The sequence below is a fragment of the Cryobacterium shii genome (assembly GCF_004402595.1).
Taxonomy (GTDB): Bacteria; Actinomycetota; Actinomycetes; order Actinomycetales; family Microbacteriaceae; genus Cryobacterium; species Cryobacterium shii.
On the sequence record NZ_SOFY01000025.1, the window covers coordinates 17,616 to 34,646 of the forward strand.

The window sequence follows — 17,031 nt, forward strand, 5'->3', positions numbered from 1 at the left end:
GACGAGGGCGTTTTTTCTTCAGCTGCGAGTCACAGCACGTTGATCGCGCTGGCCCGCCAGCGCTTGTCCAAACCCTCCAACCGGATCGCCACCGCGCGCACCCTCACCTTGCTGTGCACGATCACCACGGCCTCGATCACGCCGTCCCGTGGCTCCGAGATGGTGACCCGGCCGATCGTGATGGCTGGTCGCTGGGCCCGCTGCCCCTTGACGGCGCGTGCCCGGGCGGAGAGGACGACCCGTTTGAGCAGGTGCCGGTAGACGTCGTCGCTGACCCACCGGGCGAGCTGGTCGAGTTCCCTCGCTCCGGCCAGGACCTCGATCACGCAGCGCGCGAGGTTGATCAGGAGCGGTTCCGGGTCGGGCAGCTGGGCCCGGGAACTCGGCTGATGGCCGAAGAAGTCATCGGCCTGGAATTTCTCGCCGCGGGAGCGGGAGGCGGGGGTCTGTGCCGTGCTGGCGGCTGGATCGCTCATGACTCCTCCGGGTGCGTGAGTCCGCCGGCCGTGACAGGGTCTGCGCGGGCCGTCGGGTGGTGCCGGCGTTCGGGTGGATCACCGGACACCCCCGCAGTGGGGGTGGAGTCCTTGGGCGCTACTCAACCAGCTGGGCAGCATGGTGTCGAGGGCTTATAAGCCCTGTGGATAACCGGAGCGATCCGTCGGTGGCGGGCGCTAGCTTCGGTGTGTGCGCTGGGACAATCTGTTCGACGATCTCGAGGGGCAGCTCGAACACGAGCTGAACGCCGAGGAGACTGACCTGCGCGCGGAAGAGGAACGGCTCCGACTCGGCCGGCTCTCCCTGCGCAACCGGCTGACCGGTCTGGCGCGAGCCTCGGGCCTCGGGGCCGGCGTGCTCCGGGTGGTGCTGGCGTCGGGGGAGACGCTGACCCTCCGACCGACGACGTTCGGCCGGGACTGGCTGGCCGCGGACCTCCTCGACGCGGGGTCCACGGGCGCGCAGTGTGTCCTCCCGCTCGCGGCGGTCGCCGGGGTGATCGTGCGACGCGACGAGATCCCCGACTCGCTCGTCACCGAGCCGGAATCGGCCGTGCGGCTCGTCGACCGCATCGGGCTGCCCTTCGTGCTCCGCGACCTGTGCCGGCGGCGCGCGAACATCGAGGTGCACACGCGTTCCGGGCCGCTCCGCGGAACCATCGACCGGGTCGGCCGTGATCACGTCGACCTGGCGGTGCACGCAGCGGGAACGCTGCGCCGGGAGTCGGCGGTGCACCAGTACCGGATTGTGCCGATCACCGAGATTCAGCTCGTGCGGTTGCCCTAGCGGTCGTCCATTCCCCGCGTGACGTCACTGTCGGGGCGGATGATGGTGCCGCCGGACAGCTCGGGGATGTTGCCGAAGTCGGATTGCTGCCACAGGGACATGCGCCGGGCCTCCTCGTACTTGGCCTCGATGAAGGACTCGAGGACCACGCGCTCGACCCGCCATACCCCGGCCGGGCCGGTACCGACAGCGCCGACGGTGGTGGCAGCGCCGAGCCGGATGGCCGGGAGCTCGCCGGTGCGCACCAGCTCCAGCACCTCGCCCACCGACAACGACAGGATCTCGGCCGTGTCGGCGACGGTGAGGAAACGTCCCACACCGGTGGCACCCGCTGAATCGTTCATGGAAACGATTATGCGTCTCCGCGTGATCGCAGTGGGCAGGGCGGGTTGCGGCTGTGGATAACTCTCCCGCGTGGGGGAGAAGACGACGACGATGGACTCACGGACACCCCATCGAACGGGAGGCAGGCGTGGTGAGCAAGCCGGCGAAGAGCACAGGCCAGCGATTCTGGTTCGACCCCCGATTCGCGATCGGCCTGGTGCTCGTCGTCGCGGCCGTCGTGGGGGTCTACTGGATTGTGGCGGGAAGCGACCAGACCACGGCCGTGTTCGCCGCCCGGTCCACCCTCGCCGTGGGAGACCACGTCGAGGCGTCCGACCTGGTGGCCACCCGGGTTCGCCTCGGGTCGGCCGATGCCCTCTACGTGACGCCCGACCGGCTGCCGCAGGAGGGCCTGCTGGTGACCCGAACCATCGCGGCCGGCGAGCTCGTGCCGGCGTCCGCCGTCGGGCGCACCAGCGGCGCCGAGTCGACCAGCATCGTGGTAGAGCTGACGAGCAGCCTCGCCGCCAGCATCGGACCGGGCTCCGTGGTCGACGTCTGGTCGTCGCGTTCCACCGGGCAGGCGGCATACGGGCCGCCCACGGTGCTGGTCGGGCGGGCCGCGGTCGTGCGTCTCATCGAACCGTCCGGGCTCGCCGCCACGTCGGGCATCCGTTCGCTGGAGGTCCTGGTGCCCAAGGACACCGTCGCGGCCGTGCTCGAGTCGATCGCGAACCGGGACGCGATCGCCGTGGTGCCCGTCAACGCGCCCCTGGGGGAGTAGCCGTGGCCACCCTCGCGCTGGCGTTGGACCGGCACACGGAAGACCGACTGCTGGTGGACCTGATCGAGCGGGGCCATGTGATCGTCGCCCGCTCGGCGTCGGCGGGCGAGCTCATCCTCGCGCTGCGCCAGAGCGCCCCGGAGATCGTGCTGGTCGGCGCCGCCCGGACAACCCTCACGGCGGACCTGATCGCCGCCTGCGATACCCAGGGGGCGCGGCTGATCGCGCTCGCCGCATCCGATCAGGACCGCCGCCATGCGGCCGGCCTCGGGCTGCTCGACGTGCTGGATGCCGCCACGGACTGGTCGGAGATCGAGGACCTGATCATTCACGGCGTCGCCATCCCGCTGCGGGTCGGCGACCCGCGGGCCCTGGCCGGGACCCGGCCCGGCGCCGTGATCGCGGTGTGGGGTCCCTCCGGAGCTCCGGGCCGAACCACCCTGGCCATCAACATCGCGGCCGAAATCGCCGCGGTCGGGCACACCGTCGTCCTGGCCGACATCGACACGTACAGCGGCTCGGTCGCCCCAGCCCTGGGCATGCTCGACGAGGCCCCCGGGTTCGCGGCGGCGTGCCGGCTGGCCGGCACGGACAGCCTCACCCAGTCCGAGCTCGAACGCGTTGCGCAGCGCTACAACACGCCCCAGGGCGCCTTCTGGGTGCTCACCGGGATCGGCCGGCCGTCCCGCTGGCCGGAGCTCTCCGCCGAACGGGTCACCCGCACCATCGACGAACTGCGCCGGTGGGTCGACTATGTCGTGCTCGACACCGGCTTCAGTCTCGAGAGCGACGAGGAGATCTCCAGCGACCTGTTCGCCCCCCGGCGCAATGCGGCCACCCTCACCGGACTCCGGTGCGCCGACCACGTGGTCGCGTGCGGCCTGGCCGACCCGGTCGGAATGGCCCGGTTCCTGCGCGCCTGGGTGGACCTGGCCGAGGTGGTCACGACCAGCCGGATCAGCGTGGTGATGAATCGGGTGCGGCGGGGAGCGGTCGGACTGGACCCGAACGGCCAGGTGGTGTCTGCCCTGCGCCGCTTCGGCGGAATCGAGTCCCCGATCCTGGTCCCGCATGACCAGCAGGGGGCGGATGCGGCCATCGTCGCGGGCCGCACCCTGCGGGACGCCGCGCCGAAGTCGCCGGCGCGAGCCAGCATCCGCCGGTTCGTCCGCACGGAACTCCTGCCCGTCCCCGCGCCCGCCGCAAGCCGGCGCCGGAGGGAAACGTGGTGGCGCCGGCCGGCCGTCGCCGGCTGAGCCTGGGGTCGGTCCGGCCCGGGGTCAGTCCTGCAGGGGAACGACGTCGATCCGGGACCCGGGACCCGTGACGACCATCACCCTGTGGCCGGTGACGCCGTGGAGCGCCTGGGTGAGCTGTTCCACGGATGCCGTGTCACCCACCGCGTCGGAGCGGCGCCACACCGTGACGGATGCCCCGGTGGCCTCGTCGATCGCCCGCACAAGCGGTGCCGGGTCCGCACCCGTCACCAGGAACACCCGGCCGATGGTGCGGGCCCGGCGGGGGACCTCGGCGATCTCGGAACGGTCCCGCCTCCACACGGAGAAGTGGTACCCGGCGGCGAGGCCGGTGGCCACGAGCAGGCCCAGCGGCGCCCGCACCCGATCGAGCAGGCTCTGGCCGGTGACGTCCCCGAGGGCGAATTCGAAGATGCGGTAGCCGTTCACCAGAAGCGTGACGATGGCGACGGCGGCGCTGACCCCGAACACCAGGATCAGGTACACCCGCCGGCCCGTGGCGGCGATCCGGTCCGGGGCGACGGGGGTCGCCGGCTTCCAGGCGACCCACCACACCGGACCGCCCACCAGCAGCGCGCTGATGCCGCCCAGCAGGAGGGTGCGCGTGTCGGAGCCGGCCAACGAGGTGGTCAGGGCGGCGAGGATCGCGTTCACCACCACGCCCAGCCCGGATGCGGCGGCGACCAGGCCGATACCGGAGGTCACCAGCTGCGTCGCCATCCGGGTGGTGCCCGAGCGGGCCAGGGTGAGACGCCAGTGGTAACTCCAGACCAGCGCGCCGACGGCGGCCGCGGCCAGGCCGGCACCGAGGAGATCGAGCATGGCGGTGATCGGGTCAGTGCGATCGAAAGCGAGCCGGAGGAGCAGGAACAATACGGTACCGGCACCGGTCAGGGTCAGAATCGCGGCCCCGGCCACCCCGACGAGCACCAGAGTCACGTCGGCGAGCCCGCCGCGCAGGTCTTTGGCCCGGTTGCGGATCCACTGCCACCACCACACGAACGCGCCGCCGGCGAACCAGACCAGCGCCTGCAGGGTCAGCCGCCACCAGGGCTCGCCCACCGTGACGCTGGACCCGAAGGCGTCGACGGCCGCGTCGATCAGGGAAGCGAGCGCCGTGACGGCGCCGCCCACCGCGACCACAAGCCCGAACACCGAGCCGAGGACGGGGGCCACAGACACGAGCTGGGTGGGACTCTTGGTCTTGTGCCGGGACATCCACTGGTGCCAGGCCCACACCCCGGCCCAGACCACGCCGGTGGCGAAGATGAGCGGCTGCCAGTCGGTGCGCACGAGGGCGGCCGCCGTGGCCAGCAGGGCGCTGGTGGCGGTCACGAGCGAGACCGTGGACATGCCGGCCAGATACAGCCCCCAGGCAATGGAAGACCGCTCCTGGCCGTCACCCATCCGCCGCCACAACACCCACCAGAGCACGGCGGCGAAGGGCCCGGCGATCAGGGTGAAAGCCAGGGATCGGGCGAGCCCGGTGATATCGCCGGAGACGAGCGCGTTTCCGGCGTCGAGAAGGCGCCCGAGCACCCCGCTCAGGCCGATCGCCGCGATCACGACCAGCGCGAAGAGCAGGATGAAGACGATCACCCGCCGCGCGGTGGGCTGCGCCGCGCTCTGCCCGGAGGCGGACGATTTACGCGCCGCGATCACGATCCCGGCGATGCCGGCGCCGATCACGGCGATCAGGAGCAGGAGCACGATGCTGGCCATCATGAGGCCGCCTTCGGGTTCGGGCAGATCATGAGTTCATACGGGGTGTCGTCGATCAGCCAGTCGCCGTTCACTTTGACCAGATCGAACACGCCTTCCGTCTCGTATTCGTCGGCGCCGAAGGGACCGTTCCCGGACGAGGTGACGATGGATACCTTCACGTCGGCGGATTCGGCTCGTTCGGTGGTCGACACCAGGGTGACCCGGAGGTCACCCGTGGGCGAACGGTCGAACTTCTCGCAGCCCGAGAAAGCGTCCTCGGTCAGAAACTCGCCGGCGGCCTGTTCGTCGCCGTCGATGACCGCCGTGGCGTAGCCCTGCACGACTCCTTCCGGGGTCCCCGGATCGAGCGCCTGGGGTTCGCCGCGGGTGAAGACCGCGACCAGGGCCACCACCACGAGGACCGCGATCACGGACAGGATGATAATCAGGGTGCGATCGGGCTTTCCATTCGCTGTGCTCATAAGCACAGCATGGCCCAATTCACGCTCTCTCACCTTCGGTGATGTCGGCGGGCAGCCGGGCCATCTAGGCTATTGACCGTGTCGACGCTCAGTAATCTCGTACTTGCCCAGGGCCGCAGCAGCGCGGAGGACGTGGACTGGCTCCACATGCTCGTCGCGGACGGCCAGCTCCTCGCCGACCTTGCCTTCGCCGACATCGTGGTCTGGGTGCCCAGCAGCACCGGCAGTTTCGTCGCGGTCGCCCACGCCAGGCCCTCCAGCGCCGCCACCCTGTTCTACCGCGACTTCGTGGGCCAGGCCATCAAGGTGGAATGGCGCCAGCAGGTCACCGAGGCCTTCGAGACGGCCAAGATCGTCGACACCACGGCGCCGGACTGGTACGAGGAGACCCCGACCCGGGTGCGGGCGATCCCGGTCAGGCGACGGCTCTCCTCGACCGGGTCGCAAATCTCGGATGCGCCGGTGGCGGTCCTCACCCGGCACACCAACCTGAGTGAGGCCCGCACGCCCAGCCGCCAGGAGCTCACCTTCAACGACTGCGCCAACGACCTCTTCGCCATGATCGCGTCGGGCGATTTCCCCGATCTGGGCGCGCCCACCGGCCCCCGCCGCGGTGCTCCGCGAGCCTCCGACGGGCTGATCCGGCTGGACGTCGACGGCGTGACCACGTTCGCCAGCCCGAACGCACTCTCCGCCTTCAACCGGATGGGCTTCATCGAGGAGCTGGAGGGGGAATCGTTGGCCGAGGTCACCACGAGCCTGCTCACGGGCACGGCCGTCGTCGACGAGACCCTGCCACTGGTCGTGACGGGCCGGGCGCCGTGGCGCACGGACGTCGAGGCGCGCGGGGTCACCGTGTCGCTGCGGGCCATCCCGATCCGCAACCGGGGCGAGCGGATCGGGGCGATCGTGCTCTGCCGGGACGTCACCGAGCTGCGGCACCAGGAGCGGGAACTGATCACGAAGGACGCGACGATCCGGGAGATCCACCACCGGGTCAAGAACAACCTGCAGACGGTGGCCTCCCTGCTGCGCATCCAGGCCAGGCGCACCCACTCCGACACCGCCCGGGAAGCTCTCAACCAGGCCATGCGCCGGGTGGCGGCCATCGCCGTCGTGCACGACACGCTCTCCGAGGGCCTCAACCAGAAGGTGGACTTCGATGTGGTGTTCGACCGTGTCCTGCTGCTGATCATGGAGGTGGCGTCCGCGCACAACACGACGGCGCATCCGAAATCGTCGGGCAGTTTCGGCATCCTGCCGAGCTCCTACGCGACCCCGTTGGCCCTGGCGCTGACCGAGCTCGTGACCAACGCCGTGGAGCACGGCCTGGCCGGGCGCGAGGGCGAGGTGTCGATCGAGGCCGAGCGCAACGAGGAGACCCTGACCGTGCGGGTCCGCGACAACGGATCGGGACTGCCGGAGGGCAAGGTCGGGTCGGGGCTGGGCACCCAGATCGTGCGCACCCTGATCCAGGGCGAGCTCAGCGGCAGCATCGACTGGCACACCATGATGGGCAGCGGAACCGAGGTCACCATCGAGATCCCACTGCGGTACATGCGCGAGGCGTAGCCCCGGGCCACCGGGGACATGAAGAAAGGCCCGGCTGGTCAGCCGGGCCTTTCTTCATGTCCCCGGTGCAGCGGTGAGGCCGCGGGGGGCGTGCGCTAGGACGCGCGACGGGCCCGGGCGGCGCGGCGCTTGAGGGCGCGGCGCTCGTCTTCGCTAAGGCCACCCCAGACGCCTGAGTCCTGGCCGGTCTCGAGCGCGTACTGGAGGCACACCTCGGTGACGTTGCAACGTGCGCAGACGGATTTTGCCTTCTCGATCTGGTCCACCGCGGGTCCAGTGTTGCCTACCGGAAAGAACAATTCCGGGTCGGCTGTGAGGCAGGCAGCTTTGTCGCGCCAGTCCATAGAGATGCTCCTTGATTGCAGGGATGCCTGGCCGATTGGCCGAAGATGAGAGGCTGCCGGTTGCAGGAAGGGTAACGGATCTACACAATCAGATCGACTCACGTCCCTGTGAGCGTCAACCGGGCCTCAATTATGGTCGCATAATGGTGGAGTCAAATCAATAGTTCTGTATGGGATATCTCTGTGAATTCAAGGTCAGACCACAGCCGGGACGCCGCCGACGGGGCCGGTGGGGTGCGCCGCCCGCGCGCCGTGGTGCTTCTGGCAGCCCTCCTCTGGGCAGAGGCTGCCCTCCTCTGGGTGGCCGTCGTCTGGCTCATCCTCGAGCTGCTGACCGCCACACCGACCTCCCTCGCCAGCGCCATCGCGATCCTGGTCCTGGTGGTCGTCGCGGCCGCGTGGGTGAGTGCGGTCGCCGTCAACTCCCTGCGGCGCCGGTCCTGGATCCGCGGTGCGGCCGTGACCTGGCAGCTGGTGCAGATCGCGGTGGCCGTCGGCTGCTTCCAGGGCCTGTACGCCCGGCCCGACCTCGGCTGGGCCCTGCTGCTTCCCTCGATCGTCGTGCTCGGCCTGCTGTTCACACCGCGCGTGATCGCCGAGACGACGACCCCCGCGCCCGAGTAACGCCAGGCGCCGGAGCACCAGGACGCCCACGGCATCCGCTGACCGTTCAGCGATCCCGAGGCGCCGCACGGCCGGTACTCGGTGCCGCAGGGCCCCTCAGGGCCATCCTCAGGCGGCTGAGAGGCGTTCCCGGATCAGGCGGCGAGGCCCAGCTTCTTGCGCAGGCTCGCGACGTGTCCGGTGGCCTTCACGTTGTAGAGGGCCAGCGCGATCGCGCCGGCCTCGTCGATCACGAAGGTCGACCGCAGCACTCCGGTGACGGTCTTGCCGTACAGGTTCTTCTCGCCCCAGGCGCCGTAGCTTCGGTGCACGGCGAGGTCGGCGTCACTGAGTAGGGGGAAGGTGAGCTCGTCGGTCTCCTGGAACTTCTTCAGCTTGGCCGGCGCATCCTTCGACACCCCGAGCACGCGGTAACCGGCAGAGGCCAGCGAAGCGAGGTTGTCACGGAAATCGCAGGCCTGCTTGGTGCAGCCGGGAGTCATCGCCGCCGGGTAGAAGTACACGACGACCTTCGAACCGGCGAAATCGGACAGCGAGACGGCGGTCCCGTCCTGGTCGGTCAGGGTGAACTGGGGGGCCTGGTCGCCGGCCGCGAGGCGCGTGGATTCCGTCATGCCCCCACGCTACCGAACGAATTCGACGGAGATTTTGGGCCAAACAGGCCGGATCGGCGCAAAAGCGGCTTGTAGCAGCAAAATCTCCGTCGAATTGGGTAGGGGCAGGGGCGGCGGGAAGAGGGGTCAGTGGCCGGGGACGGCGGCGAAGGTGGCCAGCAGGCGCTGCAGGGAGTCCAGGCGGGCCTTGCCGGTCTCGCCCAGCTTGCCAGCCGCGACGGCCTCGTTGATGGCGCAGTCGGGCGAGTTGGGCAGGTGGGTGCAGCCGCGCGGGCACTTGAGCGCGATCTGGGCGAGGTCGGTGAACGCCTTCAGGATGTTGTCGGTGTTGATGTGGCCGAGCCCGAAGGAGCGCACGCCCGGCGTGTCGATGACCCAGCCGCGGCCGGCATCCGTCTCCAGTCGCAGCGAGATGGTCGAGGAGGAGGTGTGCCGGCCCCGGCCGGTCACCGTGTTCACGACGCCCACGGCGCGATGCGCGTCGGGGACGAGCGCGTTCACGAGGGTGGACTTGCCGACGCCGGAGTGACCGACGAAGACGGTGTCGTGCCCGGCCAGGGCGGCCGAGATCTCCGCGAGCGGCATGGCGTCGTCGCGGCTCTCGAAGACGGGCAGGTCGAGGCCCGCAAAGTTGCTGAGGAACACGGCGGGGTCGGCCAGGTCGGTTTTCGTGATGCAGAGGATCGGGGACACGCCCGCGTCGTACGCGGCGACGAGGTACCGGTCGACGAGGCGGATGCGCGGCTCCGGGTTGGCCGCGGCCACCACGATCAGCATCTGGTCGGCGTTGGCGACGATCACGCGCTCGACGGCATCCGTGTCGTCGGCGCTGCGCCGGAGCAGCGTCACCCGCGGCACGATCCGCACGATCCGGGACAGGCTGCCCGCCGCCCCGCTGGTGTCGCCGACGATGTCGACGCGGTCGCCGGTGACCACGGCCTGCTTGCGCAGCTCGCTCGCGCGGGCGGCGGTCACCCGGCGCTCGGCGGACAGGTTCTCGTCGAGCATGACCGTGTAGCGTCCGCGGTCCACGGAGAGGATGCGGCCGGTCAGCGCGTTCTCGTGGTCCGGCCGGGTCTTGGTGCGGGGTTTGCTGCCCTTGCGGTTCGGGCGCACGCGCACGCTGGACTCGTCGAATTCCGGTTCGTCATCGTCGGCGCTCTCCCACCAGGTCACGACGTGGCCCCGGAGGCGAGCGTCTGCCAGAGGTCCGCGAACTGGGGGAGCGTCTTGGCCGTCGTGCCGATGTTCTCGATCTCCACCCCGGGAACAGCCAGGCCGATCACGGCGCCCGCCGTGGCCATCCGGTGGTCGTCGTAGGTGCGCCACGGGCCGCCGTGCAGGGGGCGTGGATCGATCTGAAGCCCGTCGGGCAGTTCGGTCACGGCACCGCCGAGCCCGTTAATCTCCGCGGCCAGGGCGGCCAGGCGGTCGGTCTCGTGATGACGGATGTGGCCGATCCCGGTGATCGTGCTCGGCGAATCCGCCAGGGCGGCCAGGGCCACCAGCGCGGGGGCCAGCTCCCCGCCGGTCGACAGGTCGAGCTGCACGCCCCGGAGGCGCTCGCCGGCCGTGACGGTGAGGCGGTCCCCGCTGCGGCTGACCGTGGCGCCGAACAGGGGCAGCAGCTCGGCCAGGTCGGCGCCGACCTGGGTGGTGGACTCTGGCCAGCCGGTGATGGTGACGCTGCCCCCGGCGACCAGGGCCGCGGCCAGGAACGGGGCCGCGTTGGAGAGGTCAGGCTCGATGTCGATCTCGGCGCCGGCGATCGGGGCGGGTGCCACGATCCACTCGCCCACGGCGGGGCTGCCGACGGTGACCCCGCGCCGGGCCAGGGTGGCGATGGTCATCTCGATGTGCGGCATGCTCGGCAGGCGTTCGCCCGCGTGCCGGAGGTGGAGGCCCCGCTCGAAGCGCGGGGCGGCCAGGAGCAGGCCGGAGACGAACTGGCTGGACGTGGACGCGTCGATGGTGATCTCGCCGCCGTCGAGGCTGCCGGTGCCGTGGACGGTGAAGGGCAGCGCGCCGCGGCCATCGTCGTTGATGTCCGCGCCGAGGGCGCGCAGGGACGAGATCGTGGTCTTCATCGGCCGCAGGCGCGCGCCCGCGTCACCGTCGAAGGTGGTCGGGCCGAGGGCGAGCGCCGCGACCGGCGGCAGGAAGCGCATCACGGTGCCGGCCAGGCCGCAGTCGATGGTCGTCGACCCGAACAGTTCGCCCGGGGTGATCCGCAGGTCGGGGCCGAACTCGCCCTCCCCTGGCACCTCCTCCACGGTCGTGCCGAGCTGGCGCAGGGCGGCGACCATCAGGTCGCTGTCCCGCGAGTGCAGGGGGGAGCGCAGCACAGACGGATGCCCGGCGAGGGCACTGAGGACGAGCTCCCGGTTGGTGAGTGATTTGGACCCCGGCAGGGACACCGTTGCCGAGAGCGGCCCGGTGGCCGTGGGCGCGGGCCAGCGGGCATCCGTCTGCTCCGGCGACGAGTCGCCGTACGGATCGAACTCAGGCTTGGAATATCTCGAGATCAACATCGGTTATCAGGATAGTCGGTGACGAAAGGTTGAGGGAGGTACACGTGACGTTGTCCATGGTGCTGGAGCGACCCGGGCCCGATCTCGACGAGCGCTTAGGATTGTCGGTGATGACAACCGACGCGATCGAAATGCGAGACCTGTTCGAAGAGCAGGCACTGCCCTTTATCGACCAGCTGTACGCCGCGGCCATGCGCATGACACGCAATCCCTCGGACGCGCAGGACCTGGTGCAGGACACCTTCGTGAAGGCCTTCGCCGCCTTCGCCCAGTTCGAACAGGGCACCAACCTGAAGGCGTGGTTATACCGGATCCTGACCAACACCTTCATCAACACCTACCGCAAGAAGCAGCGCGAGCCGTTCCAGGGGACCATCGACGACCTCGAGGACTGGCAGCTCGGCGGCGCGGAGTCGCGCACGGCCATGTCGAACCGGTCGGCCGAGGCCGAGGCCATCGACCACCTCCCGGACAGCGCCGTCAAGGACGCGCTGCAGTCCATCCCGGAAGACTTCCGGCTGGCCGTCTACTTCGCCGACGTCGAGGGATTCTCGTACCAGGAGATCGCCGAAATCATGAAAACACCCATTGGCACCGTGATGAGCCGCCTGCATCGTGGCCGACGACTCCTTCGCGACCTGCTGGCCGGCTACGCCCAGGAGCGCGGGCTGGGCACTGCGGGGACGGGCCAGACTCACAACAGGAGCACACCAGCATGACCGACTGTGGATGCGAGAAGGCCAAGGCCGAACTCGAGGAATACCTGCACAACGAACTCTGCGGAGCGGACGCCTCCGACATCCGGGAACACCTCGCGCACTGCGCGGACTGCAACGACGAGCACCTGGTCGGCCGTACGCTGACCGAGGCCGTGCAGCGCGCCTGCCGCGAGATGGCCCCCGAGGACCTGCGCGACCAGGTGCTGCTGAAACTGCGCACCATCCAGTCCGGGCACTGAGCCCGGACCGATCCCGGGCTGACCCCGGGACCCGAGTCGGCGGTCAGTCGACGTTCTGCTGGTCGACCGAGGGCCGATCGACGGAGCCGAGCACGAACACGGCGCCGGTCGGGTCCGCGACCCGGGCGAAAGTGCCGAATTCGGACTCCCAGGGGTCGTGCAGCACGGTGCCGCCCAACTCGTCGACCCGGCGGGCGGCGGCCTTGACATCGGTCACGCCCAGGTAGAGCTGCCAGTGCGACGGCACCTCGTGCGGCAGGTGGGCGGACGCGTCGAAGATCCCGGTGACCTGGTTCCCGTCGGGTCCGACGGTGCTGTACCGGAATTCGTCTGTGTCGCTGAGCGAGACGGGCGTCCAGCCGAAGACGCTCTCGTAGAACCGCAGGGCGGCGGCGTAGTTGGTGGTGTTCAGCTCGTGCCAAACCGGGGTTCCCGCTTCCTCGATCCTGCCGAAACCGGTGAACTCGATCGGCTGCCACAGCCCGACGGCGGCGCCGGACGGGTCGAGCAGGGTGGCCATCCGTCCCATGTCACCCATGGTCATCGGTTCGGCCAGCACCTGGGCGCCGGCGTCCCGGGCGGCGGCGACGGTGGCGTCGGCATCCGTCACGGCCAGATAGGTGGTCCAGGCGTCAGGCCGGTCCGAATCCGCGTCCTGGCCCATCATGCCGGCCACGTCGGCGTCGCCCAGGCGGAAGGTGACGTAGCCGCCGTACTCCTCGCCGGAATCGCTCGCGGTCCAGCCGAAGAGGCGGGTGTAGAACTCCCGCGCCCGGGCCGGGTCGGAGGTCATCAGGTCAGCCCAGCAGGGTTCGCCGGTTCGGGTTGTGTCTCGGGTCGGCATGCCGGATCTCCTCGTCGGTGGTGTTGTGGCCAGCCTAGGACCCGCGGCCCACGCGGACAACATCGATTGAACGACGGAGGGACCGCACCAATCGGTGCGGTCCCTCCGTCTCGAGCGTTCTCGGGCCTGACGGTGAGCAGGCTAGACGGTGAGCGGGCTAGACGGTGAGCGCCCGGCTCAGCAGGTCGGCCTGCTCCGCCGCGTGCCGCTTGGCCGATCCGGCTGCCGGCGACGCCGAGGCGGCGCGGGAGAAGAGAGTCACGGGCCGCGGGCCCAGCTTGTTCGTCTCCAGGTAGAAGAACGGCCAGGCTCCCTGATTCTCCGGTTCGTCCTGCACCCAGGCCAGTTCGGCATTCGGGTACTGGTCCGCGATCTGCTTGAGTTCGAATGCGGGCAGCGGGTAGTACTGCTCCATCCGCACCAGGGCGATCTCGGGGTTCGGGTTCTTGTCGAGTTCGGCGAGCAGGTCGTAATACAGCTTGCCGGCCATGAACAGCACCCGCTTGACCTGGGACCGGTCGGTGATCCGGGCGTCGTCGATGACCGGTTCGAATCTGCCGGTGGTGAAATCGGCCACCGGGCTGGTCGCTCCGCGCAGGCGCAGCATCGACTTCGGGGTGAACACGATCAGCGGGCGCCGCGGACGCATGTACGCCTGGCGGCGCAGCAGGTGGAAGTACGAGGCCGGCGTCGACGGGCGGGCGACGGTCATGTTGTCTTCCGCGCACAGCTGCAGGTAGCGCTCGATCCGGGCGGAGGAGTGGTCGGGGCCCTGGCCCTCGTAGCCGTGCGGCAGCAGCAGCACGACGGATGACCGCTGGCCCCACTTCTGCTCGGCGGAGGACACGAACTCGTCGATGACCGTCTGCGCACCGTTGGCGAAGTCGCCGAACTGCGCCTCCCAGAGCACGAGGGCGTCGGCGCGTTCCACCGAGTAGCCGTACTCGAAGCCCATGGCCGCGTATTCGCTGAGCAGCGAGTCGTAGATCCAGAACCGGGCTTGGTCTTCGCTGAGGTTGGCCAGCGGCAGCCATTCCTGGCCGTTGACGCGGTCGTGGAGCACCGCGTGGCGCTGCACGAACGTGCCACGGCGGGCATCCTGGCCGGCGAAGCGCACCGGGGTGCGCTCGACCAGCAGGGAGCCGAGGGCGAGTAGTTCGCCGAAGCTCCAGTCGATGTTGCCGCCCCGGCTCATGTCCTGGCGCTTCTGCATCAGCTGCTGCAGCTTATTGTGCACGGTGAAGCCGGCGGGCTTGTTCATGAAGGCGTCACCGATCAGGTGGACGACCGCTTCCGGGACTCCGGTCGTGGCCGGTTCGCCGACCGCCTCGTCCTGCGCCGGGCTGCCGCCCAGGCCGTGCGAGGCGCCGGCGCCGACGATCGGGATCGACGAGGACTGCGCGGCGTGCGTCTCCATGAATGCGCGCTCGAGGCGGTCCTGGAAGTCGGCGTGGGCGGCCTCGTACTCTTCCTGGGTGATGTCGCCACGTCCGACGAGGGCCTCCGTGTACAGCTTCCGGACCGAGCGCTTGGCCTCGATCAGGTTGTACATCAGCGGCTGCGTCATCGACGGGTCGTCGCCCTCGTTGTGGCCGCGGCGGCGGTAGCAGACCAGGTCGATGACCACGTCGCGCTTGAACTCCTGGCGGTAGGCCAGGGCGAGCTCGGCGACCCGCACCACGGCTTCCGGGTCATCCCCGTTGACGTGGAAGATGGGCGCCTGGATGGTCTTGGCGACGTCGGTCGAGTAGACCGAGGTTCGTCCGTCGCCGGGCAGGGTGGTGAAGCCGACCTGGTTGTTGACGACGAGGTGGATGGTGCCGCCGGTGCGGAAGCCGCGCAGCTGGGACATCTGCAGGGTCTCCAGCACGATCCCCTGGCCGGCCATGGCGGCATCGCCGTGGACGAGGACGGGGAGCGTGGAGAACGTGCCGATCGGCTTGCGGTCCTGCTTGGCCCGCACGATGCCTTCGAGCACGCCGTCGACGGCCTCCAGGTGGGACGGGTTCGCGGCCAGGTAGACCGGGATCTCGTCGCCGTTGGCGGCGCGGAACACGCCCTCCGTGCCGAGGTGGTACTTGACGTCGCCCGAGCCCTGAACGGTGCGCGGGTCCTGCGTGCCCTCGAACTCACGGAAGATCTGGCCGTAGGTCTTGCCGGCGATGTTGGTCAGCACGTTCAGGCGGCCGCGGTGGGCCATGCCGATGCAGACCTCGTCGAGGCCGGCATCCGCAGCGCCCTGCAGGACGGAGTCGAGCAGCGCGATGGTGGACTCGCCGCCCTCGAGGCTGAACCGCTTCTGGCCGACGTACTTGGTCTGCAGGAAGGTCTCGAAGGCCTCGGCCTCGTTGAGCTTGCCCAGGATGCGCATCTGCTCGTCGTGCGTCGGCTTGACGTACGACTTCTCCATCTTTTCCTGCATCCACTTGCGCTGGGCAGGGTCCTGGATATGCATGTACTCGATGCCCGTGGTGCGGCAGTACGAGTCGCGGAGCACGCCGAGGATGTCGCGGAGGAGCATCAGGCGCTTGCTGCCGAACCCGCCGGTGACGAACTCGCGGTCCAGGTCCCAGAAGGTCAGGCCGTGGTTCGAGATGTCGAGGTCAGGGTGGGTGCGCTGCGTGTACTCGAGCGGGTCGATGTCGGCCATCAGGTGGCCGCGCACGCGGTACGCGTTGATCAGTTCCTGCACGCGGGCGGTCTTGTCGACGGCACTGGCCAGGTCGACGCTGATGTCCGGCGCCCAGTGGATGGGGTCGTACGGGATGCGCAGCGCGGCGAAGATGTCCTCGTAGAAGTGGTGCTGGCCGATCAGGAGCTCGTGCACGATCTTGAGGAACTCGCCCGAGCCGGCGCCCTGGATCACCCGGTGGTCGTAGGTGCTGGTCAGCGTGATGGTCTTGGAGATGGCGAGACCGGTGAGGGTCTTGACGCTGGAGCCCTGGAACTCGGCCGGGTAGTCGAGCGCGCCGGCGCCGATGATGCAGCCCTGGCCCTTCATCAGGCGCGGCACCGAGTGCACGGTGCCGATTCCGCCCGGGTTGGTCAGGGAGACCGTGGCGCCGGAGAAGTCATCCGCCGTTAGCTTGTTCTTGCGGGCCCGGGTGACGAGGTCCTCGTAAGAAGCCAGGTACTCGCCGAACGTCATCGTGTCCGCGCGCTTGAGGGCCGGGACCATGAGCGACCGGGTGCCGTCGGGCTTGGGCAGGTCGATCGCGATGCCGAGGCCGACGTGGGCCGGGGCGATGACCGAGGGCTTGCCGTCGATCTCGTTGTAATAGACGTTCTGGCTGGGGAACGTTTTGAGCGCCTGGATCAGGGCCCAGCCGATCAGGTGCGTGAACGAGACCTTGCCGCCGCGGGACCGGCGCATGTGGTTGTTCATCACGATGCGGTTGTCGATCAGGAGCTTCGCCGGGATGGTGCGCACGCTCGTGGCCGTCGGTACCGTCAGGCTGGTCGCCATGTTCGCGGCCAGGCTCTTGGACATGCCGCGCAGGGGAGTGACGACATCCACGGCCTCGGCGGCCACGACGGGCTGCGGGGCGCTGAGCGGAGCGTCGGCCGGCACGGGGACCGGCTTGGGGGCGCTGGACGTGGTGCGCGCGGTGCGCTGCCCGCCCACGACCGGGACGGAGGACGTGCTCGAGGCCGGCTCGGCGGCCGGTGTCGCGGCGGCCGGCGCTGCGGCGCTCGGCGCCTCGGCAGCC

17 protein-coding genes are annotated in these 17,031 nt (G+C 69.7%); 7 read left to right on the forward strand and 10 right to left on the reverse strand.

What is annotated here, in order from left to right; genetic code table 11:
* Positions 1–29: 29 nt before the first annotated feature.
* On the reverse strand, positions 30–476 hold the full coding sequence (locus E3O49_RS05850) for an Rv3235 family protein (protein ID WP_241975985.1): 447 nt from the start codon (positions 474–476) through the stop codon (positions 30–32).
* Between the two features lie 211 nt (positions 477–687).
* Here E3O49_RS05850 and E3O49_RS05855 point away from each other — a divergent pair, with 211 nt between their 5' ends.
* On the forward strand, positions 688–1,284 hold the full coding sequence (locus E3O49_RS05855; RefSeq protein WP_134366174.1) for a hypothetical protein: 597 nt from the start codon (positions 688–690) through the stop codon (positions 1,282–1,284).
* Here E3O49_RS05855 and E3O49_RS05860 read toward each other — a convergent pair.
* Positions 1,281–1,628: a helix-turn-helix domain-containing protein gene (locus E3O49_RS05860; protein WP_134366173.1), complete on the reverse strand. Its 348-nt coding sequence runs from the start codon at positions 1,626–1,628 to the stop codon at positions 1,281–1,283. The genes E3O49_RS05855 and E3O49_RS05860 overlap by 4 nt on opposite strands.
* 131 nt (positions 1,629–1,759) lie before the next feature.
* Here E3O49_RS05860 and E3O49_RS05865 point away from each other — a divergent pair, with 131 nt between their 5' ends.
* Entirely contained in the window at positions 1,760–2,392 is a 633-nt protein-coding gene (locus E3O49_RS05865; protein ID WP_134366172.1) for a hypothetical protein, read from the forward strand.
* Positions 2,393–2,394: 2 nt separating this feature from the next.
* Entirely contained in the window at positions 2,395–3,648 is a 1,254-nt protein-coding gene (locus E3O49_RS05870; RefSeq protein WP_174776549.1) for a CpaE/TadZ family protein, read from the forward strand.
* Positions 3,649–3,672: 24 nt separating this feature from the next.
* On the opposite strand, the gene E3O49_RS05875 is transcribed toward E3O49_RS05870, so the two are convergent.
* Positions 3,673–5,373 (reverse strand): DUF5671 domain-containing protein, encoded by a 1,701-nt coding sequence (locus tag E3O49_RS05875; protein WP_241994547.1) that lies wholly within the window; start codon positions 5,371–5,373, stop codon positions 3,673–3,675.
* Positions 5,370–5,834: an LpqB family beta-propeller domain-containing protein gene (locus E3O49_RS05880; RefSeq protein WP_134366171.1), complete on the reverse strand. Its 465-nt coding sequence runs from the start codon at positions 5,832–5,834 to the stop codon at positions 5,370–5,372. Before E3O49_RS05880 ends, E3O49_RS05875 begins: the two co-directional genes overlap by 4 nt.
* A gap of 78 nt (positions 5,835–5,912) precedes the next feature.
* Here E3O49_RS05880 and E3O49_RS05885 point away from each other — a divergent pair, with 78 nt between their 5' ends.
* On the forward strand, positions 5,913–7,406 hold the full coding sequence (locus tag E3O49_RS05885) for a sensor histidine kinase (protein ID WP_134366170.1): 1,494 nt from the start codon (positions 5,913–5,915) through the stop codon (positions 7,404–7,406).
* 95 nt (positions 7,407–7,501) lie between these two features.
* Here the strand turns inward: E3O49_RS05885 and E3O49_RS05890 are convergent, their stop codons facing one another.
* A complete protein-coding gene (locus E3O49_RS05890; protein WP_035837005.1) occupies positions 7,502–7,750 on the reverse strand; it encodes a WhiB family transcriptional regulator in 249 nt (82 codons plus the stop codon).
* A 183-nt stretch (positions 7,751–7,933) separates the two neighbouring features.
* Between E3O49_RS05890 and E3O49_RS05895 the strand changes: the two genes are divergently transcribed.
* Positions 7,934–8,374 carry a hypothetical protein gene (locus E3O49_RS05895; protein WP_241975989.1) on the forward strand — a complete coding sequence of 147 codons (441 nt, stop codon included), beginning with the start codon at positions 7,934–7,936 and terminating at the stop codon, positions 8,372–8,374.
* 134 nt (positions 8,375–8,508) lie between these two features.
* Here E3O49_RS05895 and bcp read toward each other — a convergent pair whose 3' ends face one another.
* The 3 genes from bcp to aroA all read right to left on the reverse strand — a co-directional run bounded on the left by bcp (position 8,509) and on the right by aroA (position 11,519).
* Positions 8,509–8,988 carry a thioredoxin-dependent thiol peroxidase gene (bcp, locus tag E3O49_RS05900; RefSeq protein WP_134366169.1) on the reverse strand — a complete coding sequence of 160 codons (480 nt, stop codon included), beginning with the start codon at positions 8,986–8,988 and terminating at the stop codon, positions 8,509–8,511.
* A 126-nt stretch (positions 8,989–9,114) separates the two neighbouring features.
* Positions 9,115–10,164 (reverse strand): ribosome small subunit-dependent GTPase A, encoded by a 1,050-nt coding sequence (rsgA, locus tag E3O49_RS05905; RefSeq protein WP_134366168.1) that lies wholly within the window; start codon positions 10,162–10,164, stop codon positions 9,115–9,117.
* Positions 10,161–11,519: a 3-phosphoshikimate 1-carboxyvinyltransferase gene (gene aroA / locus E3O49_RS05910; RefSeq protein ID WP_134366167.1), complete on the reverse strand. Its 1,359-nt coding sequence runs from the start codon at positions 11,517–11,519 to the stop codon at positions 10,161–10,163. The genes rsgA and aroA overlap by 4 nt, the downstream gene beginning before the upstream one ends.
* Before the next feature lie 110 nt (positions 11,520–11,629).
* Here aroA and E3O49_RS05915 point away from each other — a divergent pair, with 110 nt between their 5' ends.
* Both E3O49_RS05915 and E3O49_RS05920 read left to right on the forward strand, forming a co-directional pair.
* The gene (locus E3O49_RS05915) at positions 11,630–12,238 is read left to right on the forward strand and encodes a sigma-70 family RNA polymerase sigma factor (RefSeq protein ID WP_179954737.1); all 609 of its coding nucleotides are present in this window, start codon (positions 11,630–11,632) and stop codon (positions 12,236–12,238) included.
* A complete protein-coding gene (locus E3O49_RS05920; RefSeq protein WP_134366166.1) occupies positions 12,235–12,477 on the forward strand; it encodes a zf-HC2 domain-containing protein in 243 nt (80 codons plus the stop codon). The genes E3O49_RS05915 and E3O49_RS05920 overlap by 4 nt, the downstream gene beginning before the upstream one ends.
* A 43-nt stretch (positions 12,478–12,520) precedes the next feature.
* Here E3O49_RS05920 and E3O49_RS05925 read toward each other — a convergent pair whose 3' ends face one another.
* Both E3O49_RS05925 and E3O49_RS05930 read right to left on the reverse strand, forming a co-directional pair.
* Entirely contained in the window at positions 12,521–13,321 is an 801-nt protein-coding gene (locus E3O49_RS05925; RefSeq protein WP_134366165.1) for a VOC family protein, read from the reverse strand.
* A 157-nt stretch (positions 13,322–13,478) separates the two neighbouring features.
* On the reverse strand, positions 13,479–17,031 hold a 3,553-nt coding region (locus E3O49_RS05930), incomplete at its 5' end, for a multifunctional oxoglutarate decarboxylase/oxoglutarate dehydrogenase thiamine pyrophosphate-binding subunit/dihydrolipoyllysine-residue succinyltransferase subunit (protein ID WP_134451149.1).